Here is a 25,838-nt window from a genome sequence, read left to right as displayed (position 1 = left end):
GCGCCCGGCGGCGTCACCGTGTCCGCGGGGGCTCAGCCGCAGCCCAGAGGGTACGTCACCTCCACCAACGAACCCGCGTCGGGGGCCGCGGCGCGGTCGAAGAGGATGGCGTTCTCACGGGCGTCGTACTGCCAGCCGGACGTCACCCGGACGCCGTCCACGTCCACGACGATGCTGGCCGGGTCCTCCGGCGTCTCGGCCAGCGGGAACTTGCGGTTCGCGCCGAAGGTGCTGTCGGAGAGGTTCTCCAGCGAGCCGGCCCAGTTCGGCGTGCAGATGCTGTCCACCACGCCGCCCGTGGCCTCCGCGAGCTGGATGTAGCGGCTGCCCGAGCTGCTGGACGTGGGGCACCGGGACAGGTCCGACGGCCCGACGATGGCGTTGACGCTCAGCTTGGAGCGGTCATTGCCCTTCAGCGCCAGCATGTACGTCTCATAGAAGGACACCGGCTGCGTGCTGAAGTCCTCCTCGTCCGACACGAAGATGATGGCCAGCCGCGCGTCGTCGCGCAGGAAGCCGCCGTTGCCGTCGTCGAGCAGCGGGGTGCGCGGGTCATCGTGGTTGTAGAGCAGCGGGTCCGCCAGCGCGCGGTAGGCGGCCTCCAGGCCCTGCTCGTTCCAATGGCAGACCCCCACGTGGGTGTTGGCGGCGAAGACGCCCGCGGCATCCGGCGTCGCCGGGGTGATGATGCGCGGCCGCGAGCCATCCACGGGGAACAGGCGGCCATTCTCACCGCCCTGCGCGCCGCCCGGACACTCGGACCAGCCGCCCGGCGACGGGTCCAGGCCCGTGGTGGTGACGCCGATGCGGTAGTCCACCGAGGCGACGTTCGCCGCGCTGAGGAAGGCCGCGAAGTTCTGCCCCAGGCTCTGCTGCTCCTCCATCATGGAGCCCGAGTTGTCGACCACGAAGAGCACGTCCACCTTCGCCTGCGACTCCTGGAAGAAGCGGTCCGTCCGCTCCGCCTTCGTCGCGCCCTGCCCCACCAGCCCCACGGTGTAGACGGCGCCGTCCGCCAGCGTGAAGCGCAGCGCCGCCGCGTCGGTGCCCTCGTCCACCGGCGCGTAGGCCGCCGTCAGCGTCCGCGCGTCCTGGCCCGCGAGCGTCCACGGGGCGTCGCCGCCGCCCGTCACGGTGAACTCGCCCGCGTCCGCGTCGAAGGCCACCTGGCTCACCTGGACGGGCCCGACGCACGTGTTGACCGCCACCAGCTCCCGCGTGCGCGGGGCGCACGTCAGCTTGGAGACGCCGAAGTCCAACGTGGTGGGCTGCACCGCGAAGCACCCCACCACGCCCTCGCCCTGCAGCTCCACCAGCGGGTGCCCCTGCGTGGGGCTGTTCACCCAGGCCTCCGCCAGGCCGGAGAAGCCGCCCTCCTCGGACGGCTTGAAGCGGACCAGCAGCGTCGCCTTCGCGCCCGGCTCCAGCACCCCGTTGCGCACCGGGGTCGCGGTGAAGACGGCGTCCGAGCCCTGGGCGAGCTGCATCGACGCCAGGTAGCACGCCTCCGCGCCCGTGTTCCGCAGCGTCACCCCCAGCGCCACCTCCGCGCCCACCGGCACCTTGCCGAAGTCGAGCTGCCGGGGCAGCGCGTACTGGCACGGCGCGAACACCCGGCCCCGGCCCTCCAGCTCCACCGCCTCCGTCGCCGAGGCGCCATCATCGCGCACCGTGACGGAGAGCCGCCCCGCGCTGACGTCCGCGTGGCCCGCCCTGGGCCGGAAGGTGACGCTCACCTTCGCGTTCTGCCCCGCGGGCACCGTCACGCTGGCGGGGGCCTGGGCCAGGGTGAAGTAGCCGCCCTGCCGCGTGTCCAACTGGAGGTCGCTCACGCTGACGTCCTCGCGGCAGCGGTTGTAGACGGTGACGTCCCGCGTCGCCGTCATGCCCTCCGCCACCGTGCCGAAGCCCAGGCGCCGGGGCAGCACCGTCACGCACGAACCGCCGCCCTCGCCGGCCAGCGCCACCTTGGGGCCCGGTGCGCTGGAGCCCTGCTCGCGCACGCCAATCTCCACCCGGCCCTCACGCACCGCGCCCACCGCCGTGGGGGTGAAGGCCACCCGCAGCTCCACCGCCGCGCCCGGCGCCAGCAGGCCGTTGGCCACCACGGGCGCGCTGGTGATGCGGAAGACGCCGTCCACGCTGTCCACGAGCTGCGAGCCCGTGAAGCTCAGCGGCTGCGAGCCCTGGTTGCGCACGGTGATGACCTGCTCCGCCGTGGCGCCCAGCGCCACGCGCCCGAAGTCCACGCGCAGCGGCGTCACCTCCAGCTTGGAGGCCACGCCGTTGCCCGTCAGCGGCACCACCGCCGGCGCACAGCCGTCACACACCACGACGTGCAGCGCCGCCTCGGCCGCGCCCAGCCGGCTCGGGGCGTAGGCCACCGGCACCACCCGCGCCTCGCCGGGCGCCAGCGTGGAGGGCAGCCCCTGCCCGGCGGTGAACTGGTCCGCGTCCGCGCCCTGCACCGCCAGCGACAGCGGGCTGTCCACGTCGGACGGGTTGCGCACCGTCACCTCACGCATCTCCACCAGCCCCATGGCCACGTTGCCGAAGTCGATGGCCTCCGAGGACACCTCGATGAAGGCCTTCACCCCGCGGCCGGACACCGGCACCCGCCCGCCGGCCTCCGCGTCGGTGAGGATCTCCACCATGCCCTGCACCTCACCCTCCACCTGCGGGTTGAAGTGGATTTCGATGTCCTGCTCGCCGCCCGCGGACAGGACGAAGGGCTCGAAGGGCGGAATGTCGACGTTGGGCACGCTGGAGATGGCGCCCTCCACCCGGTAGGAGGCCCGCCCCGCATTGGCGATTCGCAGCTTGAACGTCTTGGTATGGCCCAGCGCCGCGGGACCGAAATCCACGATCTCCGGCCGGACGACGAAGGCGCTCTTCGCCTTCTGTGATGCGGGCCGCTCACACGCCACCCCCGCCACCATCGCCGCCACCAACGCCACCCACCCGAACGCCCCACGCATAACGTCCTCCCCACCACACCGAGAGACGCCAGGAGCACGGCCTGGGTCGCCTCGCGGCTCAGCGAGGGGCCCTTTGCAACCCCGGTGCCCGGTCCGCCCACGGAGTGGAGGGGCGCGGTCCGTCGCGGCAACCCTCTGGCCTCCCAGGGAAACACCAGCGCCCGGACGGGAAACGCGGGTGTCCTCTCACAGGACACTCCTGAAATTCCTTCAGGAACTCCAGGTGCCACACAGACGAAGCCTCCGCCCGGGAGGGGCAGGCAGCCAGGCGGTCCGCGCCCGGGTGCCCCCGCGTCCCCTCCCCATGCCAGAAGTCATCCGCCGCCTGCCCGCCTGGGAAGTCGGCGGATGTGGGATGCGGGACGCAACCCAGGGCGTTCCCTTGCATCCACCGCGGTCCTGACGTGTTTCCCCACTACCGGAACGCCTATTCAGTGGTAGATCGCCCGCCCATGTCCGAGCCCGACGTCATTTCCCTCAGAGGCGCCAAGGAGCACAACCTCAAGAACGTCTCCCTGGACATCCCCAAGAAAAAGCTCGTCGTCTTCACCGGCGTGTCCGGTTCGGGCAAGAGCTCGCTCGCCTTCGACACCCTCTACGCGGAAGGCCAGCGCCGCTACGTGGAGAGTCTCTCCGCCTATGCCCGGCAATTCCTGGGGCAGATGGAGAAGCCGAAGTACGACACCATCCGTGGCCTTTCGCCCACCATCTCCATCGAGCAGAAGGCGGCCAGCAACAACCCCCGCTCCACGGTGGGCACCGTCACGGAAGTCCATGACTACCTGCGCGTGCTCTACGCCTCCATCGGGGTGCAGCACTGCCCCAACTGTGGCGTGAAGGTGGGCAAGCAGAGCGCGCAGCAGATCGTGGAGGAAATCCTCAAGGCGCCCGCGGGCACCAGGCTCCAGGTGCTGGCGCCGCTCGTCACCAACCGCAAGGGCGAGCACAAGGACCTGCTCGCCGAGGCGCAGAAGCGCGGCTTCTCCCGCGCGCGCATCGACGGCGCGCTCAAGAGCCTGGAGGAGCGCGTCGAGCTGGACAAGAAGTCCAAGCACGACATCGCGCTCGTCATCGACCGCGTGGTGCTCAAGCCGGACGTGAAGACGCGCCTCACCGACTCCGTGGAGACGGCGCTGCGCGAGGGCAAGGGCACCATCATCATCACCGACGAGAAGGGCACGCTCGCCTCCGACCGGGTGATGAGCGAGCTCAACGCCTGCTCCAAGTGCGGCCTGTCCTTCGGGGATTTGACGCCCGCGTCCTTCTCCTTCAACAACCCGCTGGGCATGTGCACGGACTGCAACGGCCTGGGCACCAAGCCGGAGATGGACCCGGACCTCATCGTCCCGGACACCTCGCGCAGCATCCGGGACGGCGCCATTGAACCGTGGGCCGGCAGCATGAACCGCGGCGAGGGCTGGACGGCCGACTTCGTGGAGAGCCTGTCCAAGGCCTTCAAGATTGATCTGGACGTGCCCTACGCCAAGCTGACCAGGCGTGAGAAGGACACGCTGATGTACGGCGCCAGCGGCAAGTCCTTCACCGTCGCGTGGGGCGAGGGCGGCAAGTACAAGATGGAGTGGGAGGGCCTGGTCGAGCGCATGATGCGCAACTTCAAGACGACCACCTCCGAGGCGCGCCGCACCGAGCTCCAGAAGTACTTCAGCGACAAGCCCTGCCCGTCCTGCAAGGGCGAGCGCCTGAAGCCGGAGAGCCGCGCGGTGAAGGTGCACGGGCGCACCATCGTGGACCTGAGCCGGCTGACCATCTCCGACTCACTGGGCTTCCTGAGCGACCTGGCCCTGTCCGCCCACGAGCGGAAGATCGCCACCGAGCTGCTGAAGGAGATTCGCAGCCGCCTGTCCTTCCTGGTGGACGTGGGCCTGGGCTACCTGATGCTGGACCGCACCGCGTCCACGCTGTCGGGCGGCGAGAGCCAGCGCATCCGGCTGGCGTCGCAGATGGGCAGCGAGCTGACGGGCGTCATCTACATCCTGGACGAGCCCTCCATCGGCCTGCACCAGCGCGACAACGGCAAGCTGCTGCTGACGCTCAAGCGCCTGAGGGACTTGGGCAACTCCGTCATCGTCGTGGAGCACGACGAGGAGACGATGGAGGAGGCGGACTGGCTGGTGGACTTCGGGCCGGGCGCGGGCGAGCTGGGGGGCCAGGTGGTGGCCCAGGGCACGCCGGCGGAGGTGATGGCGAACGAGGCCAGCTCCACCGGCGCGTACCTCTCCGGGCGGCTGGAAATCGAGATTCCACAGGAGCGCCGCAAGCCGGACCCGAAGCGCAAGCTGGTCATCCAGGGGGCGCGGGAGAACAACCTGAAGAACGTGGACGCGGAGATTCCGCTCGGCGTCTTCACCGCCGTCACCGGGGTGTCCGGCGCGGGCAAGTCCACGCTCATCAACGACATCCTCTTCCCCGCCCTGGCGCGGCACCTCTATGAGAGCCGCGAGGCCCCCGGCAAGCACAAGGCCGTGCACGGCCTGGAGCACCTGGACAAGGTCATCGACATCGACCAGCGCCCCATTGGCCGCACCCCGCGCAGCAACCCGGCCACGTACACCAAGCTCTTCGACAACATCCGCGAGGTGTTCGCGATGACGCCCGAGGCGCGCGCGTTCGGCTACGGGCCGGGCCGCTTCAGCTTCAACATCAAGGGCGGCCGCTGCGAGTCCTGCGAGGGCGACGGCGTGAAGCTGGTGGAGATGCACTTCCTGGCGGACGTCTACGTCCCGTGCGAGGTGTGCGCCGGCAAGCGCTTCAACGAGGCCACCCTGCGCGTGCGCTACAAGGGCAAGAATGTCGCCGAGGTGCTCGACATGAGCGTGCGCGAGGCGATGGAGCACTTCGGCGCGCACCGCGACATCATGCGCGTGCTCCAGACACTCCATGACGTGGGCCTGGGCTACATCCGCCTGGGGCAGCCCTCCCCCACCCTGTCCGGCGGCGAGGCCCAGCGCATCAAGCTGGCGCGTGAGCTGGCGCGCGTGGCCACCGGCCGCACGCTCTACATCCTCGACGAGCCCACCACCGGCCTGCACTTCGAGGACATCCGCAAGCTCCTGTCGGTGCTCAACCGGCTGGTGGAGGCGGGCAACACCGTGCTCGTCATCGAGCACAACCTGGACGTCATCAAGAGCGCGGACTGGATTGTCGACCTGGGGCCGGAGGGCGGCGCGGGCGGTGGCCGCATCCTGGCCGCCGGCACGCCCGAGGAGGTCGCCCAGGTCGAAGGCAGCCACACCGGCCGCTACCTGGGCCACGTGCTCACCAAGGCCCGCAGGGCCCGCGTGGGCGTGCGCGTGGAGGAAGCGGCGCCCCTGAAGAAGGGCGCCCGCGGCTGACACGACGCACCGCGCAATGCCTTCCGGGAAAAATGGAGCGGGGGGACGGGGGTGCCTTCATTCACCCCCATCCCCCCGCACCACCTTGGAGGAATGACATCACGGGAAATGATAGGGATATTCCAATGTCTGTCAAACCCAGCCAGACAACTTGAGTTGTATCAATAAACACACACGCCCACCGGAATGACGCGGGCAGTCGGGAGGGAGATTTCCGGCGTGGGTGCGGCCGGGGAGGCGTCGCCCGGAAGGGCGGGCAGGCGCCGCGCGGTGGAGTCCCGGCGCTCCGTTGGGTAGGGTGCGGCTTCTCGGAATCTAGGAGCCCCCACCTTTCGTCACCAGGGAGCACCCCGTCGTATGGCCCAGGCAAGCGCCGCGCAGAGCAACAAGTTCCCGCCGCAAATCCCCTTCATCATCGGCAACGAGGCGTGTGAGCGCTTCAGCTTCTACGGGATGCGGAACATCCTCACGGTGTTCCTCATCGACTACCTGCTGCGCACGCAGATACCGGACAACGCGCTGCGGGAGGCCGAAGCGAAGAGCCTGATGCACACGTTCATGGCGGGCGTGTACTTCTTCCCGCTCATCGGCGGGTACCTGGCGGACCGCTTCTTCGGGAAGTACCGCATCATCCTGGGCCTGAGCCTGGTGTACTGCCTGGGCCACGCGTGCCTGGCCGTCTTCGAGCACAACGTCACGGGGTTCTTCACGGGCCTGGCGCTCATCGCCATTGGCAGTGGCGGAATCAAACCCTGCGTGGCGGCCATGGTGGGGGACCAGTTCAACGAGTCCAACAGCCACCTGGTGAAGAAGGTCTTCGCCATCTTCTACTGGACCATCAACTTCGGCTCGTTCTTCGCGTCGCTGTTCATCCCCCTGCTGCTCAAGCACTTCGGGCCGTCGGTGGCCTTCGGCATCCCCGGCGTGCTGATGTTCATCGCCACGTTCATCTTCTGGCTGGGCCGCCACAAGTACGTCCGGGTGCCCGCGACGGGCGCCAACCCGCACAGCTTCACCAAGGTGGTGTTCAGCGCGCTGCGCAACCGGGGCCAGGGCAAGAGCTGGCTGGACGGCGCGAGGAAGGAGCACCCCGAGGAGGCCGTGGACGGCGTGAAGGCGGTGTTCAAGGTGAGCGCGCTGCTGCTGCCCTTCGTGCCCTTCTTCTGGATGCTCTTCGACCAGAAGGCGTCCACGTGGGTGGTGCAGGCCCGGGCCATGGACCCGCAGGTGGGGCCGTTCACCTTCCAGGCCAGCCAGATGCAGTTCGTCAACCCGCTGCTGGTGATGCTGCTCATCCCCTTCCTGACGGCCGTCGTCTACCCGGCCTTCCAGCGCGCCGGCTGGGAGCTGACGCCGCTGCGGCGCATGCCGCTGGGCCTGGTGGTGGGCGCGCTGTCCTTCATCATCGCGGGCTTCTTCCAGGTGACGATGGAGGGCGGCACGACGCTGAACATCGCGTGGCAGATCCTCCCGTACATCGTGCTGACGCTGGGTGAAATCCTGATGTCCACCACGGGCCTGGAGTTCGCGTACACGCAGGCCCCGCGGGAGATGAAGGGCACCATCCAGAGCGTGTGGCTGGTGACGAACACGCTGGCCAACGTGGCGGTGGCCGTCTCCTCCAAGCTGAACGTCTTCACGGGCTCCGGGCAGTTCTTCTTCTATGCCGGCTTCGCCCTGCTGGCCGCCGTGGGCATGGCGCTGGTGGCCCGCCGCTACGTGGTGCGCGACTACTACCAGACGTCCGCGCCCGTCCCCACCGAGGAGCGCAACGCCGCGGGCGTGACGCCCGGCTCGGCGAAGTCCGCGTAGGACGGGCAGCGACAGGGCCATCCAGGCCCGCGCCATGAACGCCGGTGCACCTTCGCGGTGCGCCGGCGTTCGTGTTTCAGAGCCCCGCAGGCCCGCCCCCGGAGGCGCCACGAAGCCGGCCCGGCGGGCGAACAGCCGCCTCGGGCGGCGCGCTGGGTATGCTCCGGCGATACGCCCCAAGAAGCGGCGCATCCGTCTACAAGAACGCCGGCGCCCCTTTCGGGACACCGGCGTCCGCGCTGCAATCAGCGGTGTCCGGGGCCGCTCAGGCCGCCGCCACCGAGCCGCCCTGCTGCTCGGAGGGGGGCGCGGAGGGCTTCACCTCGTCGGTGCCGTGCATCATCCGCTTGAGGATGGGCGACACGATGAGCAGCAGCACGCCGGCGATGCCCGTTCCCACGGTGATGTAGAGGAACACGCCGAACTCGCCCAGCTTCTCCGAGTAGCCCCCGAAGACGCCGGCCAGCTTGTTGGCCGCCGCGTTCGCGAGGAACCACACGCCCATCATCGCGGAGACGATGCGCGCCGGCGCCACCTTGGTCACCATGGACAGCCCCACGGGGGACAGGCACAGCTCCCCCATTGTGTGGAACAGGTAGGCCATCACCACCCACCACGCCGCCGCCTTGCCCACCGAGGCGCTCTCACTGGAGGCGCCCAGCATGAAGAGGAAGCCGGTGGAGAGGAACAGCAGGCCCAGGCCCATCTTCACGGGGATGCTCGGGTCCTTGCCGCGCGCGGCCAGCCAGCTCCACAGGCCGGCGAATACAGGCGCCAGCGCGACGATGAAGACGGAGTTGAAGTTCTGGAACCAGGTGGTGGGCACCTCCCAGCCCAGCACGCCGCGGTCCACCTTCGCGTCCGTGTAGAGGTTCATCAGTCCACCGGCCTGCTCGAAGCCCGTCCAGAAGGCGACGACGAAGAGCGCGATGATGAAGATGACGATGATGCGGTCGATTTCATCGCGGCTGAAGCCCGACGACTGCTTCGGGGTGCCCGGCTTCGACTCGGCGTCGGTGACCATCTTCACCGGAACCAGGCCCACCTGCCCCAGCAGCTTGCTCTGCAGCGACATGAAGGCAATCAGGCCCAGCAGCATGCCCACGCCGGCGGCGCCGAAGCCCCAGTGCCAGCCCACGCGCTCGCCCAGCGTGCCGCAGATGAAGTTGCCGAGCACCGCGCCCAGGTTGATGCCCATGTAGAAGATGGTGAAGGCGCTGTCCCGGCGGCCGTCACCGGGCGCGTACAGCCCGCCCACCATGGTGGAGATGTTCGGCTTGAAGAAGCCGTTGCCGATGATGAGGAAGCCCAGGCCCGCGTAGAACATCGTCACGCTGGGGAGCGCCAGGACGAGGTGGCCTATCATCATCAACGCGCCACCGAGCACCACCGCCCGGCGCTGTCCCATGAAGCGGTCCGCGATGAAGCCGCCGGCGATGGGCGTCAGGTACACCAGGCCCGTATAGGTGCCGTAGAGACTGAGCGCATCCGCGGTGGACCAGCCGAAGCCTCCGTTGACCTTGCTCGTGAGGAAGAGCACGAGCAGGCCGCGCATGCCGTAATAGGACATGCGTTCCCACATCTCGGTGAAGAAGAGGAGGTAGAGCCCTCGCGGGTGCCCCTTGCGGGCATCGCCCGCGGCTACGGTGCCTTGCATGCCGTGCTTTCCTTGAAAGGAGAGGTGCTACGAAAAAGTGGCGTGACTGTACCAGACACGCGGGCCATGCCCAGGAGGACACCTGAGCCGGTAGGGAATTCCCCCCCTCCGCCGCCCGGCCGCCGTGGGCCCGGGCGGGGCCCTTGCGTCCCGCGTCAGCCCAGGCGGCCGATGCGCGGCTCGGACGCGAGCTCGGGCGCGGCTCCAGGGACGCGGGGCGCCACGGGGCGCAGCGGCAGGCGGACCTCCACCTGCGTCCCCTCCCCCGGCACGCTCGTCAGCGAGATGTGCCCGCCGTGCTGGATGATGATGCGGCGGCTGAGCGCCAGGCCCAGCCCCGTCCCCTCGCCCGCGGCGCGGGTGGAGAAGAAGGGCTGGAAGAGCCGCTCCATGTCCTCCGGGCGGATGCCCACCCCGTCGTCGCCAATGGTGACGATGGCCTCGTCCGCCGTGCTGGCGGTGGCGATGCGCACCCGCCCCGTGTCGCCCACCGCGCGCAGGGCGTTGTCCAGGAGGTTCAACCACACCTGGTTCAACGCGCCCGGGTTGCCGCGCACCGGCTCGTTGCAGTGGTACGCCCGCTCCACCTTGACGTCGGGCGGCACCTTCCACGCCAGCACGCTGAGCGTGGAGTCCAGGGACAGCACCACGGGCGTCTCGCTGGTCCGCGTGAAGGAGAGCAGGGACTCGGCCAGGTGGCGGATGCGCTGGCCGCACTCCTCCACCACGTCCAGCATGGCCTTGCTCAGCTCCGGGTCCGAGACGCCGGCCGACAGCATGTCCTTGAGCGGCAGCAAGGCATTCATCAGCCCGTTGAGCGGGTTGCGCACCTCGTGCGCGAAGCCCGACGTCAGCAGGCCCACGGCCGCCAGCCGCTCGTTCTCCGCGGCGCGCACCGCCGCCTCGCGCAGGCGAAGCTGTGTCTCGATGCGGGCCAGCAGCTCGTTCGGACTGAAGGGCTTGCCCAGGTAGTCGTTGGCCCCCACGCCCAGGCCCTCCACCTTGGCCGTCACTTCATGACGCGCCGTGAGGAGGATGACGGGGATGTCCACCGTCTGCGGCTCATTGCGCAGGGCGACCAGCATCTGCAGGCCGGACATGACGGGCATCATCACGTCCGACAGGATGAGGTCGGGCCGCTCGTGCAGGGCGCGCTGCCGGCCGTCCTCGCCGTTGATGGCCTCCAGCACCCGGTAGTGCTGGGCCAGCAGCCGGGCGAGGAAGGCGCGAATCTCCGGGTCGTCCTCCACCACCATGATGCGGGGCGACTCGGGCCCGGGCCCCGCGTGGTCCCGGGCCTGCGGCGGCGCCGCGCCGAGGACGGTGGGCCCCGTCGGCTCCAGTGACGGGAAGGCGCCGGAGATGCGGCGCTCCCGGCGCACGGGCATGACGGCCTGGCGGCGCTCGCGCAGGTCCTCGCGGATGTGGGCGGTGCCCTTGGGCAGCCGCACGTGGAAGGTGGAGCCCTTGCCCAGCTCGCTCGTCACCGAGATGCCGCCCGCGTGAAGCTCCAGCGTCTCCTTCACCAGCGCCAGGCCGATGCCCGAGCCGCCGAAGCGCCGGGTGCCGCTGTTGTCCGCCTGGGAGAAGCGGTCGAAGATGACCGGGATGTCCTGCGCGGCGATGCCCTGGCCGGAGTCCTCCACCTCGACGTGCACCTCCGCCGCGTCCTCGTGCACGCGCACCATCACCCCGCCCTTCTGGGTGAACTTCAGCGCGTTGCCCAGCAGGTTCTGGAAGACGATGTCCATGCGCTCGTGGTCCACGTGGACCGGCGTCACGGATGCGCCCTCCAGCCGCAGCGTCACGCCCTGCTTCTCCGCCATGGTGTGGAAGGGCGGCACCACCGTGCTGAGGAAGCCGAACAGCTCCAGCGGCTGGTAGCGCAGCCGCGCCTTGCCCGACTCCAGCTGGGCCAGGTCCAGCAGGTTGTTGATGAGCCGCAGCAGGCGCTGCGCGCTGCGCTCCATGTTCGTCACCAGCGGCGCCACGTCGGACGGCAGCGTCTCCATCTGCTTCGCCAGCGCCTCCAGGGTCAGCAGGATGAGCGTGAGCGGCGTGCGCAGCTCGTGACTGACGTTGTCGAAGAACTCGCTCTTGAGCCGGTCCAGCTCCTGCTGCCGCGCGAGCGACGCCTCCAGCTTGGTGTTGGCCTCGGACAGCTCCTGCGTCCGCTCGGCCACGCGGTCCTCGAGCGCCTTGTTGGCGGCGAAGATCTCCTCGTTGCGCCGCTGCAGATCCTCCAGCGACGTCTGCAGCCCCTGGTGCTGCTCCGACAGCTTCTCGTCCTTGCGCAGCAGGGCCGCGCGCGTGTCCAGCCAGGCCCCCGCGGCCACGCCCACCATGCCCATGGAGGTGACGGCGAAGACGGGCGGCGCCAGGTTCAGCGTGCCCGACAGCAGCCCGGCCACCATGCCCGCCATGCCGCCCACGATGTAGCGCCAGGCCAGGGGCGGCAGGGCCTGCCAGCGGATGTCGTACTCGCAGCAGTCCGCCCCATCCACCTGGCAGCGCAGCTCCTTCACCTCCGCCAGGGGCAGGTTCCAGATGGCGGGGAACGCGGACAGGTTGCCCTGGCGCGCGCGGCAGAAGTTCCGGTCGCGTTCGCGGATGCGGCTGACGTAGCGCACCTGCACCCGCGAGTCGGTCAGCGTGTCGATGTGGAAGCCGCCCACGCGGTTGTACGTGTGGTCCAGCTCCAGCGCGCGCTCGTAGACGCTCCGCGGCGTGGCCAGCGCCCGCATCATGTAATAGAGGAAGCCCACCGCCTCCGGGCTGGCGATGCTGCGCCCCGCCTTCGTCATGAAGTCCGGGTCGCCGGAGTCCTTGTCGAGCGCGTCGAACAGGCGCTCGGTGAAGCCCACGGAGACGAAGTTGGTGAGCGTCTCCATGTACGACAGGGGCAGCGGCAGCGACTCGCGCTGCCACACCCGCACCAGCCTGTCCCGGCCGTAGGTCCGCTCGTAGTACAGCATCACGCTGCGCAGCATCCGGACACTCAGCTCGGGCGTGTCGGGGGCTGACGGTGCGGAGTCCGGTTCCGCGGGGACGGTCAACGCTTCACTCCTTCGGTCGTCAACACCATCGCATATTTGAGGGTGTCGGCGTCGTCCAGGAGTGCGAGGAAGCGTTCACAGAAGGCGTCATAGGGGCCGGCGCCCCCGAAGTAGGGCTCCGCCAGCGGGCGCAGCGTCCGGAAGCGGATGACCCAGTCCTCGTGGAGCCGCGCGTCCACCGCGCCCGCCGCCACGTAGAACGGGGAGATGTGCACGCGCACGTCCGCCAGCCCCGCCTTCCGGAAGAGATGGAACAGCTTGCGGCCCGCGTGCAGGTCGAAGCGCGCCGCGCGGAGGGCGGCCAGCAGCTTCTGGCTCTCCTCCTGGAGGTCCTCCGGAAAGGGCCAGTTCCACAGCCCCACCCCGTCGATGTCCGCCACCACCACGCGCCCGCCCGGCCGGACGACCCGCACCAGCTCCGCCAGCGCGGGGCCCGGCTCCCCCAGGTATTCGAAGACGTACTGGCACCAGACGTAGTCGAAGTGGTCGGAGGGCAGGCGCGTGTCCGGCAGCGCGCCCTGCAGCAGCTCCACGTTGGGCCTGCCCGCGAGCAACGCCCGGGCCGCTTGCAGGTGCTCGGCCTGCGGCTCCATGCCCACCACACGGCCGTGGGGGCCCACCACGTCCAGCATCTCCGAGGTGATGACGCCCGGACCACAGCCCACATCCAGCGCGGCGGCTCCGGGCCGCAGCCCGGTGAGCCTCAGCCGGTCCGCGTAGGAGGTGGCGCCCGCCTGCGCCTGCAGACGGTGCACCTCCTGGGCCGATTCCATCAAGTAGCTCATGCCGCGATGTCCTTGTCATCTCCCCGAGCGCCGCCACGGCCATGGGCGGCCAGCCGCTCGAAGACGGCGAGCAGGTAGGCGTTCCAGTCCCGTACGAGCCGGCGGTGGGCCGTGAACTCCATCACCTTGCCCAGGTTGTGGAAGCCCAGCGCCTCCAGCGCGGGCAGGTCCGCGTCAGCGGCCAGGCACTCCGCGGTGGAGCGGCCACGCCGGGCCGAGTCCTCCACCGCGTGCGTCACCAGCGCCTGGCGCACGGCGTCCGCCTCCCGCGCGTCCTGCTCCACCATGACGAGCGAGAAGGCGTTGTACCACTCCGCCCAGAAGAGGCCGGGCGTCGAGTCCTCCATGAGCACGAAGCCCCTGGGCCCATCCTGGCCTTCCACCAGGGCGATGCGCCGCGAGCGCCGCAGCCGCGCGTCCGAGTAGCGCCCGCCCAGCGTCCCCATGGTCATCTCCCCCTCCACCAGGTCCGAGCTGCGCAGGCGCACCACGTCCTGCGTCTCCCGCAGGTGCTGCTCCAGCCAGCGCAGGTCGGACGTCCCCGCCGGGCGCACGCGCAGGTCGGCGCGCGGGGGCGGCAGCGCGGCGTCCACCGGGAGCCGGCAGGGCGTGAAGGCGTGCAGACAGCTCATGCCCGGGCGCTCCAGGCGGCTGGCGATGGCGCCGTAGATGCGCGAGGTCCACCGGTTGCGGCAGCGCCACAGCGCGCGCAGGTACTCCACGTCGTCCAGGCTCTCCGCGTAGTCCGCCGCCAGCGCCACCAGCTCCTGGGAGATGGACTCATGCCGGTGGTAGCCCGGCCGCACCACCAGGTGCTGCGACAGCCACGTCCGCGAATAGATGCGCAGCCCGGAGATGTGGCCGTAGAGCCGGCCCTCGCGCTGATAGACGATGGCCTTGGACAGGCCGTGGATGCCGTTGCCCAGCCGCTGGTGCGCGTCCACCAGCGGCTCCGGCGTCGCCGTGTCGTGGAAGGGGTAGTCGGGAAAGCGCACGTCGGCGGCGCGGAACAAATCCCACACGTCGGAGAAGGGGAGCTCGGACGCGTCGCGCGCGTCCGGACAGCGCGCCTTGATGAAGGCGTCCAGGATGGCGGCGCGGGCCTCCGGCGCCAGCTCCAGGATGCGCAGGCCACAGCGGCGCGGGCGGCTCATGCTGGCGCCCTCCTCCGTCACCGTGAGCTGTCCGGTGTCCTGCACCTGGGCGCGGCAGCGTGAGCGCGTGCCGTCCGGCAACTGCAGCATCACGTCGTCCAGCACCAGGCCCGGAGGGAAGGCCTCCCGGCCCGCGTCGAAGGGGAAGGCGAACCCGCCCGTGTGCAGGTCCAGCAGCGGCCGGACGATGGACTCACCCGTCAGCGGCGAGTTGAAGGACACCGCGAAGGGCCGCTCCGCCGACGAGCGGAAGCGCAGGCTGTTGCGGCGGTGGTGCAGGCTCAGCGCGCGGGGCAGGGCCACCTCCACCTGGTTCGGCTCCGAGGCCAGCACCGCGGTGGTGCCCACGTGACACACGCCGCCGAAGTCCAGGCACAGCCGCACCACGTCCCCCGGGTGGAAGAGCGTGCCCGGCTGCGACTGCTCGCTCAGCACCAGTCGGGACTCCTCCGGGAGCACCTCCGCGCGGGAGAAGTCCACCAGCCGGTTGCCCTCATGCGTGCGCAGCCCGAAGCCCACGCCCGCGCGCACGGCGCGGCGGAGCAGGCCGCGGATGCGCACCGAATCGTTGAGCAGCGGCGCGGCGGAGGAACGCGAATGCTCCATGGGGCGCTCCAACGACACCCCCAGGTGGAAGCCGCTGCCCTCGTTCGCGCGCAGGGGGCGGACCATCCGCACCGTGGCGTGGCCGGCGCGCAGCACCAACGTGTCGCCGCGCAGCACCTGGAGCCCTTCCAGCTCCGTGCCCGGCGTGAGCCGCTCGATGCGCACGCTGGACTCCAGCCGCAGCCCCAGGCCCCCGGTGGCCACGTCCAGCAACCGCGCGCGGAACGCCGTCCCATCCGCCGTGAAGCGGGCCTCCAACACGCCGTGCGGCTCGCGGCGCTCGGACTCACGCAGGTCCAGCAGCTCCTGCACGGCGCGCCGCAGCGCCGGCGTGGGGTCATCCTCCAGGGTGAAGAACATGTGCCCCGCGGCGGCCACGTCCACCAGGCTGTGGTGGGCCCGCGCGTTGTCCTTGGGGCAGAGCACCGCGCGGATGGAGCGCGGCGCGTAGCGCTCCAGGTCCTTCAACAGGCGGGGAAAGATGTCCGGATGCGTCAACACCAGCGCGGGGACGGACTTGGTGAGGAATTCGACCGCCTCCTGCCGGTTGGAGGCTTCGAGCACTTCGTAGCCATCCAGCAAGGCGCGGAGCCGTCCACGACGCTCCGCCTCCGGATGCACGACCAGCACTGCGCGCGTCGTCACGGTCATATGTCCTCCTCCACCGGGTCGGAGCCGCCCGCCCCGGATGAACCACTTCACGGATGGGAATGTGACCGCCAGCCACCACCGCCCCGCCGAGCCTTCCGGCGGCGGCCCCTCACATTCCCCCGTGGTTCGAAGTTCCCAGATGCAATGGCCGAACCGCATGCGTGGCGTCCGGCCCGGCTCGCCATCTTACCGGACCTCATGGGGAAGGGAGTGCCCCAGCATGAGGACAGGGCGGATGTTGGAAAAGGGCCGCCCGCTCGATTCGCGACCACCCGGGCATGAGCGAAGTGGGGCAAACCGCACCCTGGCCGGCACTTCCAGTCCCGGTTAAATGTGGGACTCCAGGAGGTGCCATGGGCGCCGAAGTCGATTACGCGAAGGAAATCCAGGAGCTCAAGCGTTCCATGAACGCAGTCATCCTGGCGCACTATTACCAGGAGAGCGAAGTCCAGGACCTCGCGGACTTCGTGGGAGACAGCCTGGCCCTGGCCCAGGCCGCGGCGCGCACGCAGGCGGACGTCATCGTCTTCTGTGGCGTCCACTTCATGGCGGAGACGGCGAAGATCCTCAATCCGTCCCGCCAGGTGCTGCTGCCGGACCTGAAGGCGGGCTGCTCGCTGTCGGACCGGTGCCCGCCGGGGGCCTTCAAGGCGTTCAAGGACAAACACCCGGGCGCCTTCGTGGTGAGCTACGTCAACAGCTCCGCCGCGGTGAAGGCCATGAGCGACGTCATCTGCACGTCGTCCAACGCGGTGAAAATCGTGAACCAGGTGCCGAAGGACCGGCAGATTCTCTTCGCGCCGGACCAGCACCTGGGCCGCTACGTGATGAAGCAGACGGGCCGCGACATGGTGCTGTGGCCGGGGAGCTGCATCGTCCACGAAATCTTCAGCGAGAAGAAGCTGGTGCAGCTCAAGGTGGAGCACCCGGACGCGGAGGTGGTGGCCCACCCCGAGTGCGAGCAGGCGGTGCTGCGCCACGCGGACTTCATCGGCTCCACCAAGGCCATCCTGGATTACGCGGTGCGTAGCCCGAAGCAGCGGTTCATCGTGGTGACGGAGGCGGGCATCATCCACCAGATGAAGCGGGCCGCGCCGGACAAGACGTTCATCCCCGCGCCGCCGGACAACGGCTGCGCGTGCAACGAGTGCCCGTACATGCGGCTGAACACGCTGGAGAAGCTCTGGCGCTGCATGAAGGACCGCACGCCGGAGCTGACCATGCCGGAAGACTTGCGCGAGGGTGCTCGCGCGCCGCTGCAGCGCATGCTGGACTGGTCGCAGTAGTCCGCGGATGAACGGCAGCAGCGGACATTTGCCAACTCGCGTCTTGCACCCCGCGAAGCACAATGCGATGGAGCTACCGTGGCCTTCCGATTCCTCGCAGTCCCCGGGCACCGGCTGGTGAACTTCCCCCAGGCGTTGCCGGACGATGAGCGCCTCGAGCCGGAGCTGCCTCCGGTCCACGAGGCCGTGGAGCGCGCCCTCACCGGCGCTGAATTCCGAGACATGCGCGCCAAGGACAGGCTGCGCACCCTGCTTCAGGGGGACCGCCCCCCGTCGCTGGGCGCGCCCGAGACAGGCTTCGGTCCGTCCGCCGTCTTCGCGCAGCCGCCCCAGGACTTGCCCGCGCTCCTCCGGCTGGCGGACGAGCTGGAGAATCTGGCTCGCCGCGAGGCCGGCGAGCGCGCCCTGGTGTGGAAGTGCGGAGACTGCGGCGCCCGCTACGCGGTGCCGGTGGCCCTGGTGCGTCAGGTGTCCATCCGCTGCGAGCGCTGCGGCACGCCCGTGGAGCTGGCGGCCACGCGCAGCCTGGGCGAGGAGTCCCTCATCGACCCGTTCCTGGGCGCGGTGAATCACAGCCGCCGGGAGCTGGCCGCCTTCTTCCGCGAGGCCATGGCCCGCGGCTGGCCGGTGCTGGTGGCCGAGGACCGGCGCGTGCCTCGCACGCAGCCCTCGGCCTGACGGCGTCCGGCGTGAAACGGGTTCTCGCGCCGCGCGAGGGACGGTAGCCTCGCCGGCCCCATGCGGCGCGCGCTCGTTCAACTCCTGCGGTGTCCCCGGTGCCGGCGTGGCGCCCTCCAACCGGAGGTGGACGCCCCGGTGCTCTTCTTCGGTCCGCTGCGCTGCCAGGCGTGCGGCGCCAGCCACCCGGTGGCCGAGGGCGTCGCCGACCTGGTGGTGGACCCGGCCGAGGCGGGCCCGCTTCAACGCGGCATGGAGCAGCGCTGGGTGGCGCGCGCCTATGAGCGCTACATGCGGCCCGTCCTCCAGCGCGCCCTCACCCGCCAGCCGCTGGATGGCGACAGCGAGTTCGTCCTCTACCGCAGCCTCCTGGGCCAGCCGGCGGGGCCGGTGCTGGACGTGGGCTGCGGCACGGGGCTGCTCGCGCGGAAGCTGGCGCGCGAGCCCGACGCGCCGCCCGTGGCCGCGCTCGACGTGTCCCGCGCCATGCTGGAGGAAGGCGTGGCCCAGGTGCGAGAGGCCGGCGTCGCCGTGGACTTCCTCCGCGCCGAGGCGCCCTACCTCCCCTTCCAGGACGGCGTGCTGGGCGCGGTGCTGATGAGCGACGCGCTGCCCTTCGTCGCCGACCTGCCCCGGCTGCTGATGGAGGTCCACCGCGTGCTTCGCCCCGGAGGCCGCTGGGTGGCCAGCACCTACGCGCCGCCGGGAGCGCCCCGGGCGCTGCTCCACCGGGGCGTGGGCCTGCATGCTCGCGGCGAGGCGGAGCTGCGCCGGGAGGCCGCGGCCGCGGGCTTCGTGCGCTTCGAGCGCGTGTCCCTGCCGTCGCTGCTGGTGGTGAAGGCGGAGAAGGGCTCCGCCCAGACGCCTAGATGAACACGCCCGCGGACGCGTCGTTGCGCGCCTCGTCGAGCTTCAGCTCCGCGGGCTGACCGCGCAGCGCGTCCATCACCTGGCGCTTCGCCTTCTTGCACTTGCGGCACTCGCACGAGCCCTTCTTGCAGGTGCAGTCCGCCTTGCTGCCGCACTGGCACTTGGCGGCCATGAGCGAATCCAGGACATCCAGCGGGCGCTCCACGTCCCCGGTGGAAGGCCCGGCCTCCGGCGGCGCGGCCTTCGCGGCCTTCGCCTCTGAAGCCGGACGCCGGTGGGCCTCGCAGGCCTCCGCCGCGCCCGGCGCCAGGAGCAGGCCGCTCGCCATCAGCCCTCCGGCCACCCACATTCCGATGCGCGCCATGGTGCTCTCCTCGGGGCACGCTCCAGCGCCCCTGCTCAGCCGGCGCCTATACCGCAGCCCTTCCCCCCTGCCAAGGCCGGCGGCCACACCTTTGTCTACCTGGGACACAGGCGCTGGCCGGGCTGCACGGACGGCTCGCCCGCCAGGGAGGCGCCGCGTACAGTCCGCGCCTTCCGTGACGCCCCGACACTCCCGCCTCCTCTTCGCCGCCGCGCTCGTCCTGGGGACGCTCCCCCTGTGGGTGTCGCGCCACCTGCCCCTGGTGGACCTGCCGCAGCACCTGTACCTCATCTCCGTCCTGCACCGGCTGGACGACCCCACCACGCTGTATCCGCAGGTGTTCGCCGCGCGCCACGCGCTGACGCCGTACCTGGGCTACTACTACCTGGTCAGCGGCCTCAACTGGCTGCTGCCGCTGGAGCTGGCCAACCGCGTCTTCCTCTCCGCCTACGTGGTGGGGCTGCCGCTCAGCCTCGGCTTCCTGTTGCGCGGCCTGGGCCGGCCCGCCTGGCCCGCCCTGCTGGCGCTGCCCTTCGCCTATGGGGACAGCTTCAACTGGGGCTTCATCAACTACTGCGCCGCGCTGCCGCTGACGCTGCTGTGCTGCGGCCTCTTCGTACGGACGCTGGAGGACGCGCCCCGCCGGCGCGCGTGGGGCGCGGGGCTGGCGGTGTGCCTGGTGGCGGTGCTCCTCTTCCACGTGCAGGCCTTCGGGTTCCTCGCCTTCGGCTTGCCCCTGCTGCTGCTCACCACGCGCGTGCCCGAGGACGCCGGGGCCCGCGGGCTCGCCGCGCGGCTGCGGCCCCGCGTGCCCGCGCTGCTGGGCGTGGTGCCGGGCGTCGCGCTGTTCCTCGGCTGGGTGGTGCTGCGCTTCGGCGAGCCCGCGGACATCCAGCCTGGCGTGCCCTGGAAGGCGTGGGGGCCCACCTTCTCTCCGCAGAACCTGGCGTGGAAGGGCTTTGAGCAGAACCGCGCCGAGCTCTTCCAGGTGCTCGCCAACACCTTCCGGGATGGCTCGGACCGGTGGGCGCTGTACGCCGTGTGCGCGGTGGCCGTGGCGGGCTGGGCCGCGGGGCTGCTGCGTCCGGAGCGGCCGGCCGGACAGGGCCTGGTGGCGCGCTCGCGGCTGATGGGGCTGGGGCTGCTGGCGCTCGCGCTCTACTTCCTGCTGCCCTTCGACATCCGCGGCTACGTCTACTACCTGAACACGCGCTACGCGCACCTGGCCGCCGCGCTCCTGGTGGCCACGGCTCCGGCCGCGATTCCGGCGTGGCGGCGGCCCCTGCGCGTCGCCGCCCTGGCGTGCGCGGTGGTGCTGGCCTTCGTCATGGCGCGCGGCTACCGCGCCTTCTCCCGGGAGGCGCAGGCCGAATGGGGCCCGCTGGTGGCCGCCACCGCGCCCCGCGCGCGCGTCATGGGGTTGATGTTCGACCCCGGCTCCCGGGTGGTGCGACAGCCCGTCTTCATCCACAGCGCGGCGGTGCTGGCCCGGGCGCGCGGCGGCGTGCCCAACTTCACCTTCGCGTCCACGCCCCACTCCCCGCTGCGCTACACCGGCGAGGAGCCCCCCACCTTCCCCTCCGAGTGGCGTCCGCAGCAGATGGACTACGCGCGGCAGGGCGTCTGGTACGACCACTTCCTCGTCCGCGGCGCGCCCCCGTCGCGGGTGTTCGGCCCTCGGCTCCAGTCCGAGCTGGCCGTGGTGGCGGAGCCGGGGAAGAGCGCCCTGGTCCGCCGGCGCTGAAAGCCCCCGGGCCGCGCGCCACTGTGGCCTGGTGGGCGCAAGGCCCACGCGTGGCCTGCCCCGGAGCGGGCGCCGTGCAGTAGAAGGTCCGGCATGAGCTCCTCCTCCACGGACCCTCGCTCCCTGCTGGACGCCCTGCGCGCCGGCGCGCCGCTGCCCGCCTTCCCCGCTGAAGCGGTGGAGTCCACCCGCGCCTGGGTGCGCGATGTATCCCAGGCCGCGCCCGCCAGCGTGGAGTCCCTCCCCGAGCCCCTGGCCCTGGCCGTGCTCGAGGCCGCCGTGGCGGCGGGACACACAGCCCTGCCGGAGTCCCTGTCGGCCTCGAAGGTGAAGCCCCTGGCCAAGGCCGCGAAGAAGGCGCTGTACCAGCTCCGCTCGCGAGGCGTCGCCGTGGCCGGGCCCGCGCGCGCCGCCGAGCCGCCCCGCGCCGCCGCGCCCTCCTCGCCCGAGGCCCTCGACGCGCTCGCCAGCGCCATCACCAGCGAGGGCGAGCGGGCGCTCGTGCTGGCCCGCCCGCTGCGGGGCGCGGGCGTGGAGGTGGTGCAGATGCAGGTGTCCGATGAGCGCGGCGTGGTGGCGCTCCAGTTGGGCGACCGGAGCCGCGGCACCTGGCGGAAGCTGGTGAAGGACGGGCTGGCCCACGGCGGCATCGTCGAGCTGCCGTCCGAGGAGGCCACGGCCCTGCTGGCGGAGGCCGCCGGCACCAACCTGCGCACCCGCACGCCCTTCCCGGACGGCCTGGACGTGGTGCTGCGCCACTTCGGCGTCCAGCCCCAGCAGGCCCCCACCGAGCTGCCCCCGCCCGAGCCCGAGGACGTCCGCCGCGCGCAGGAGGCCGACGTCCTCCACGACACCGTGGAGCTGGCCTCGTGGCTGCCGCCGGAAAGCGACGTCCGGACGCTGGTGCAGAAGATGGATGAGGTGGTGCACGGCCCCCTGTCGCTCAGCGACGTGCAGCGCCAGGAGCAGCTCCAGGCGGCCGTCGTCAGCGTGGCCCGGGACTTCTTCACCCCCGAGGTTCGCCAGCGCTACGCGCTGCGGCTGTGGCGGATGGCAGACTACTTCGCGCGGAGCGCCCGCCCCCGGGAGGCGGACATCGCCCGGGCCGAGGCCCGCCGGCTCTTCCACGGGGCCCAGGAGCCCTTCTCCCGCTTCGCCGAGCGGCTCTTCGAGAAGGTCCTGGCCCTGGTGGCCGCCGCCGGGGCGCAGGCCGCGGGTGCACGGCCCGGCGCGGACTCCGGAGGCCCCGCGGAGGCCGCGCCTGCGCTCACGCAGGAGCGGCGCAGCCCCGGCGGGCTCATCATCCCCTGAGCCGTCCAGGGGAGGCACCCGCGGCCGCTCAGGCTGGCGACACGCGGGCGCGCAGCAGCAGGTCCAGGTTCTCCCGCTCCCAGGCGAGCGCGCGGGTGTAGTCGTGGAACTGCTTCTCGTGCTCCATCAGCTCGGGCGGGTGGATGCAGCGCCGCCCATCCTCGCCCTTCCGCGTCCGGTACACGTGGTGGAGCATCTCGTGGAAGACAATCCACTCCACGAAGTAGCGGGGCACCACCGGCTGGTCCAACGCCGGGTGGATGCGGATGACCTTCGAGTCCGCCGAGTAGGAGCCCATCTTGATGCTCTTGCGAGGCCCCTTCACCCGCGGCGCCGGGCCGTAGGTGATGGCCGCGTCGATGCGGCCGTCGAAGTAGCGCTCGTTCAGCCGGTCGTAGATGCGCTCCAAATCGTGGTGCTGCCCCACGGGCTCCAGCCGGATGCGCTTGCGCATCTGCGCCGGGGACAGGCGCCGGATGTAGACGCGGTTGCGCTCGATGAACTTGTCCAGCAGGACGCTGGCGTCCGGGTCCCCGTGGCGGACGAAGCTGGCGAGCGCCTGCACCACGTCGTCCGGAGCGACCAGGAACATGTGGTGCAGCCGCAGCCGCCACATGGCCCGCTGACGTTGGAACGTCAGCATGGTGTGCGTGTTGTCATGAATCTCCAACGCCACCTTCGCGCGCAGGCGCGTGCGCAGCCGGCGTTCGAGCACACGACGCCAGACCTTCAGGAGCCTGTTGGGCTCGGGGACGAGGGGAACCTGCCGGGCCACCCGGCCGGCCGTGTAACTCCGCTTCCTGATTACGTTTTTCTGACTCTTCGGGCGCGCCATAAGGGTTCCGGATTCTACGGACCCGTCTGACATGTGTAAACGCGCTCGGGAAGACGAAAGCCCTGGAATTCCAACGACTTAAGGACACTCAAGCCCACCAGGGCCCACTTGTCCGCTGCTGGGGCAGGATGCCGCATACCCGCCAAACGCCCGATGTCACTACCGTCGCTTCTTGCACGGAATCTGCAGGACGAGCGGGCCCTCGCTCGCAGGCTCTATGAGGTAGGGTTTTGTACCCTTCGGCCTCCGACGTCCCGGGCACTGGTAGCTCACCCGGATGGGGCCCGCGGGCAGTGAGACGAGGGTGTTGATGGGGAGGCGCTCGCCGCCCTCTCGCCGCAAGACGGTCCGGGCGGGCGCACTGAAGCGGACGCTGACCTGCGCGGGCGCCGACGCCGCGTTGTCCTCCGTGGGCACGCCCGGCTCCGGCGGCTTCACCGGCGCATCCGGTACCAGGGGCTGCGTGCCCGTCTCACCCTGCGCCGCAGTGGGCGCGTTCGCGAGCTTCGGGGTGGGCGGCGCCTCCTGCACGCGACGGGCATCGGGCTCGGTGGCCCCCTGCTGCTCCAACGCGCGCTCCGACAGGTCCCGCGGGCGCTTCGCCGGGGCGCTCCGCGAGGCGCCGATGAACCACAGCGCGCCAACCCCCACCGCGAGCGCTCCCACGAAGCAGGCCAGCAGCAGCGCCACCGGGCGCTTGCGCCGAGGCGGCGTGGCGCGCGTGTCCGCCGTGTATTCGCCCGAGTCCCCACCGCCGTAGCCCATGGTGGACTCGTCGTCGTCCGGGTCGTCCCGGAACGTGGGGCGCGGGTCGGTGTACTCCAGGGAGGACGCGTTCAGGTCGGTGTGCAGCGACTCCTCGTCGTCCTCGTCCGGCCGGAAGCCCCGGGTCAGCGAGCTGCGGGGCGGCGGCCGGTGGTTCACCGTGGCGGGGGTGAGGGAGACGGACTGGGAGACCTCCACGTCCAACGACGAGGGCCGGCGTGGGGGCGGCGGGGTGACAGGGGCGGACGAGCCCGCGCCGTCGTCCGGTGGTGACGTCCTGCGTGAGGGCAACCCCTGCGCCGGGGCGGCGAGGCCCGGGCGACGCGAGCGCGACGGCTCGGCCACCCGCGCGGGCGGCGGCGACATGTGGGGCGCCGAGCGTCGCACCGGCGCCGGTGCTGGCGGCGGCGCGGAGGGACGGGCTGGCACGTCTCGCGCGCGGGCCCGCTGCGGCACGGTGGACTCGCCGTCACCGATGTCCAGCTCCTCCACGACGAGCGCCGCCATCCGGTAGCCCGCGGGCGTGGTGCCGACGGCGGTGGACATCTCCGAGTCCTCGTCGTCGTCCTGTCGCCGGGCGGGCAGCTCGCGCGGCCGCGCCATCTGCGTGTCGGGCTCGGCCTCATCAATGGAGAAGGCCGGCACCGAGTCCCGGGACGCGCGACGCGGCGTGGGCCGCGCGGAGAGGCCCGGCGTGAGCTGCGCGCCAGGCACCGGGGTCAGGTCGGATTCGGGCGTGGTGGAGGACAGCGTGGGGGCGGTGGACTCCAGCACGGACGGGCGCTTCGGCGGCGCTGCGTCCTGGGTGAGGCGGGCGCCCTGGAGCGGCACGGTGGCCTCGCGCCGGCCGGGGCCCTTGGCCTCTGGGATGTGGAGGATGGTGCGCTCCTCCTCCTCGCCCAGCAGCCGGCAGATGTACTCCGACACGTCCAGGCTCTGCCGGATGGCGCCGGAGACGAGGAAGGCCTCCAGCGCCTCGCTCACCTCGGAGGCACGCTGATAGCGCAGCGTCCGGTCCTTGGTGAGGCAGCGCATGACGATGCGCGACAACGCCTGCGGGTAGTCGTCGCGCAGCAGGTGGGGCGGCGACGGGTCCTCGTAACGGATGGCGTAGAGGATGCCCTCCGTCGTCGGCTTGGCGAAGGGCTGCCGGCCGGTGGTGATTTCGTACAGCATGGTGCCCAGCGCGAAGATGTCCGCGCGGTGGTCCAGCCGCTCCTGCGACACCTGCTCCGGCGCCAGGTAGAGGAACTTGCCCTTGATGACGCCCGGCTTGCTGCGCTCCATGAACGCGCCCGCCTTGGCGATGCCGAAGTCGACCAGCTTGACGCGCCCGTCGTAGCCGATCATCACGTTCTGCGGGCTGACGTCGCGGTGGATCAGCTCCAGCGGGCGCCCGTCCACGCCACGGCTGTGGTGCGCGTAGTCCAGGCCGGCGGCCACCTGCGCGCAGATGCGCGCGGCCACGCCATAGGGCACGGTGGCGCCGAACTTGGACTCCTCGGCCATGACGCGCCGCAGGTCCACGCCCTCCACGTACTCCATGGCGATGAAGATGTTGTCGCCCTCCTTCCCCAGCTCGTGCACCTGCACGATGTTGGGGTGGTGGAGCTGGGCGGCGATGCGCGCCTCGTCCAGGAACATCTGGACGAACTCGGGCTCCTCCGACAGGTACGGGAGGATGCGCTTGAGCACCACCAGCTCAGGGTCCGGCGGCCGCTGGGACAGGAACAGCTCCGCCATGCCCCCCACGGCGAGCCGCTTGATCAGCAGATAGTTACCGAACGGAATGGCCGTCTGGGGCGAGCTCACGAAGAAAGGCCGTCTGTCTGAAGGTGAATGGGCTGGACTTTTCCGGAGCTTACCCACAATCACCGGCTCCTGGGAGCCAGGGACCCGCTTCGGTGGGTTCCGGACACCCACCTCGCCTTCC

15 protein-coding genes are annotated in these 25,838 nt (G+C 70.9%); 7 read left to right on the top strand and 8 right to left on the bottom strand.

Features of this window, described 5'->3' with window-relative positions; all coding sequences use genetic code 11:
• Positions 1 to 32: 32 nt before the first annotated feature.
• On the bottom strand, positions 33 to 2,978 hold the full coding sequence (locus MYMAC_RS12915; RefSeq protein WP_095958306.1) for a choice-of-anchor D domain-containing protein: 2,946 nt from the start codon (positions 2,976 to 2,978) through the stop codon (positions 33 to 35).
• 452 nt (positions 2,979 to 3,430) lie between these two features.
• Between MYMAC_RS12915 and uvrA the strand changes: the two genes are divergently transcribed.
• Both uvrA and MYMAC_RS12905 read left to right on the top strand, forming a co-directional pair.
• Positions 3,431 to 6,331: an excinuclease ABC subunit UvrA gene (uvrA, locus tag MYMAC_RS12910; RefSeq protein ID WP_095958305.1), complete on the top strand. Its 2,901-nt coding sequence runs from the start codon at positions 3,431 to 3,433 to the stop codon at positions 6,329 to 6,331.
• 357 nt (positions 6,332 to 6,688) lie between these two features.
• A complete protein-coding gene (locus tag MYMAC_RS12905) occupies positions 6,689 to 8,143 on the top strand; it encodes a POT family MFS transporter (protein WP_095958304.1) in 1,455 nt (484 codons plus the stop codon).
• A 265-nt stretch (positions 8,144 to 8,408) separates the two neighbouring features.
• Here MYMAC_RS12905 and MYMAC_RS12900 read toward each other — a convergent pair whose 3' ends face one another.
• The 4 genes from MYMAC_RS12900 to MYMAC_RS12885 all read right to left on the bottom strand — a co-directional run bounded on the left by MYMAC_RS12900 (position 8,409) and on the right by MYMAC_RS12885 (position 16,052).
• The gene (locus MYMAC_RS12900) at positions 8,409 to 9,800 is read right to left on the bottom strand and encodes a peptide MFS transporter (protein ID WP_095958303.1); all 1,392 of its coding nucleotides are present in this window, start codon (positions 9,798 to 9,800) and stop codon (positions 8,409 to 8,411) included.
• Positions 9,801 to 9,955: 155 nt separating this feature from the next.
• Complete coding sequence (locus MYMAC_RS12895; protein ID WP_095958302.1) at positions 9,956 to 12,856, bottom strand: ATP-binding protein; 2,901 nt, start codon at positions 12,854 to 12,856, stop codon at positions 9,956 to 9,958.
• On the bottom strand, positions 12,853 to 13,641 hold the full coding sequence (locus MYMAC_RS12890; protein WP_013939179.1) for a methyltransferase domain-containing protein: 789 nt from the start codon (positions 13,639 to 13,641) through the stop codon (positions 12,853 to 12,855). Before MYMAC_RS12890 ends, MYMAC_RS12895 begins: the two co-directional genes overlap by 4 nt.
• Positions 13,638 to 16,052, bottom strand: coding sequence for a hypothetical protein (locus MYMAC_RS12885; RefSeq protein ID WP_095958301.1), 2,415 nt, complete (start codon positions 16,050 to 16,052; stop codon positions 13,638 to 13,640). Before MYMAC_RS12885 ends, MYMAC_RS12890 begins: the two co-directional genes overlap by 4 nt.
• A 353-nt stretch (positions 16,053 to 16,405) precedes the next feature.
• Between MYMAC_RS12885 and nadA the strand changes: the two genes are divergently transcribed.
• The 3 genes from nadA (at position 16,406) to MYMAC_RS12870 (ending at position 18,889) form a co-directional block, all read left to right on the top strand.
• Positions 16,406 to 17,338: a quinolinate synthase NadA gene (gene nadA / locus MYMAC_RS12880; RefSeq protein ID WP_013939177.1), complete on the top strand. Its 933-nt coding sequence runs from the start codon at positions 16,406 to 16,408 to the stop codon at positions 17,336 to 17,338.
• Between the two features lie 78 nt (positions 17,339 to 17,416).
• Positions 17,417 to 18,016: a zinc ribbon domain-containing protein gene (locus tag MYMAC_RS12875; RefSeq protein ID WP_013939176.1), complete on the top strand. Its 600-nt coding sequence runs from the start codon at positions 17,417 to 17,419 to the stop codon at positions 18,014 to 18,016.
• 138 nt (positions 18,017 to 18,154) lie between these two features.
• Entirely contained in the window at positions 18,155 to 18,889 is a 735-nt protein-coding gene (locus MYMAC_RS12870) for a class I SAM-dependent methyltransferase (RefSeq protein WP_095958300.1), read from the top strand.
• Here MYMAC_RS12870 and MYMAC_RS12865 read toward each other — a convergent pair.
• Positions 18,882 to 19,250: a metallothionein gene (locus MYMAC_RS12865; RefSeq protein ID WP_095958299.1), complete on the bottom strand. Its 369-nt coding sequence runs from the start codon at positions 19,248 to 19,250 to the stop codon at positions 18,882 to 18,884. The two genes, MYMAC_RS12870 and MYMAC_RS12865, sit on opposite strands and share 8 nt — an antisense overlap.
• A gap of 175 nt (positions 19,251 to 19,425) precedes the next feature.
• Here MYMAC_RS12865 and MYMAC_RS12860 point away from each other — a divergent pair, with 175 nt between their 5' ends.
• Both MYMAC_RS12860 and MYMAC_RS12855 read left to right on the top strand, forming a co-directional pair.
• The gene (locus tag MYMAC_RS12860) at positions 19,426 to 20,994 is read left to right on the top strand and encodes a hypothetical protein (protein WP_204817567.1); all 1,569 of its coding nucleotides are present in this window, start codon (positions 19,426 to 19,428) and stop codon (positions 20,992 to 20,994) included.
• A 93-nt stretch (positions 20,995 to 21,087) separates the two neighbouring features.
• Positions 21,088 to 22,305: a hypothetical protein gene (locus MYMAC_RS12855; protein ID WP_095958297.1), complete on the top strand. Its 1,218-nt coding sequence runs from the start codon at positions 21,088 to 21,090 to the stop codon at positions 22,303 to 22,305.
• A gap of 28 nt (positions 22,306 to 22,333) precedes the next feature.
• Here the strand turns inward: MYMAC_RS12855 and MYMAC_RS12850 are convergent, their stop codons facing one another.
• Together MYMAC_RS12850 and MYMAC_RS12845 are read right to left on the bottom strand one after the other, a co-directional pair.
• A complete protein-coding gene (locus tag MYMAC_RS12850; RefSeq protein WP_013939171.1) occupies positions 22,334 to 23,080 on the bottom strand; it encodes a hypothetical protein in 747 nt (248 codons plus the stop codon).
• Positions 23,081 to 23,299: 219 nt separating this feature from the next.
• On the bottom strand, positions 23,300 to 25,717 hold the full coding sequence (locus MYMAC_RS12845; protein ID WP_095958296.1) for a serine/threonine-protein kinase: 2,418 nt from the start codon (positions 25,715 to 25,717) through the stop codon (positions 23,300 to 23,302).
• Between the last annotated feature and the right edge of the window lie 121 nt (positions 25,718 to 25,838).

Source organism: Corallococcus macrosporus DSM 14697, assembly GCF_002305895.1.
Classification (GTDB): Bacteria; Myxococcota; Myxococcia; order Myxococcales; family Myxococcaceae; genus Myxococcus; species Myxococcus macrosporus.
The sequence above is the reverse complement of the archived record's forward strand: the minus strand, read 5'-3'. Positions and strand labels throughout refer to the sequence as shown.

Bases quoted from the DNA above. Each gene is read 5' to 3' on its own strand.
- MYMAC_RS12915 (WP_095958306.1), bottom strand. From the start codon at position 2,978: ATGCGTGGGGCGTTCGGGTGGGTGGCGTTGGTGGCGGCGATGGTGGCG.
- uvrA (WP_095958305.1), top strand. From the start codon at position 3,431: ATGTCCGAGCCCGACGTCATTTCCCTCAGAGGCGCCAAGGAGCACAAC.
- MYMAC_RS12905 (WP_095958304.1), top strand. From the start codon at position 6,689: ATGGCCCAGGCAAGCGCCGCGCAGAGCAACAAGTTCCCGCCGCAAATC.
- MYMAC_RS12900 (WP_095958303.1), bottom strand. From the start codon at position 9,800: ATGCAAGGCACCGTAGCCGCGGGCGATGCCCGCAAGGGGCACCCGCGA.
- MYMAC_RS12890 (WP_013939179.1), bottom strand. From the start codon at position 13,641: ATGAGCTACTTGATGGAATCGGCCCAGGAGGTGCACCGTCTGCAGGCG.
- MYMAC_RS12885 (WP_095958301.1), bottom strand. From the start codon at position 16,052: ATGACCGTGACGACGCGCGCAGTGCTGGTCGTGCATCCGGAGGCGGAG.
- nadA (WP_013939177.1), top strand. From the start codon at position 16,406: ATGGGCGCCGAAGTCGATTACGCGAAGGAAATCCAGGAGCTCAAGCGT.
- MYMAC_RS12865 (WP_095958299.1), bottom strand. From the start codon at position 19,250: ATGGCGCGCATCGGAATGTGGGTGGCCGGAGGGCTGATGGCGAGCGGC.
- MYMAC_RS12855 (WP_095958297.1), top strand. From the start codon at position 21,088: ATGAGCTCCTCCTCCACGGACCCTCGCTCCCTGCTGGACGCCCTGCGC.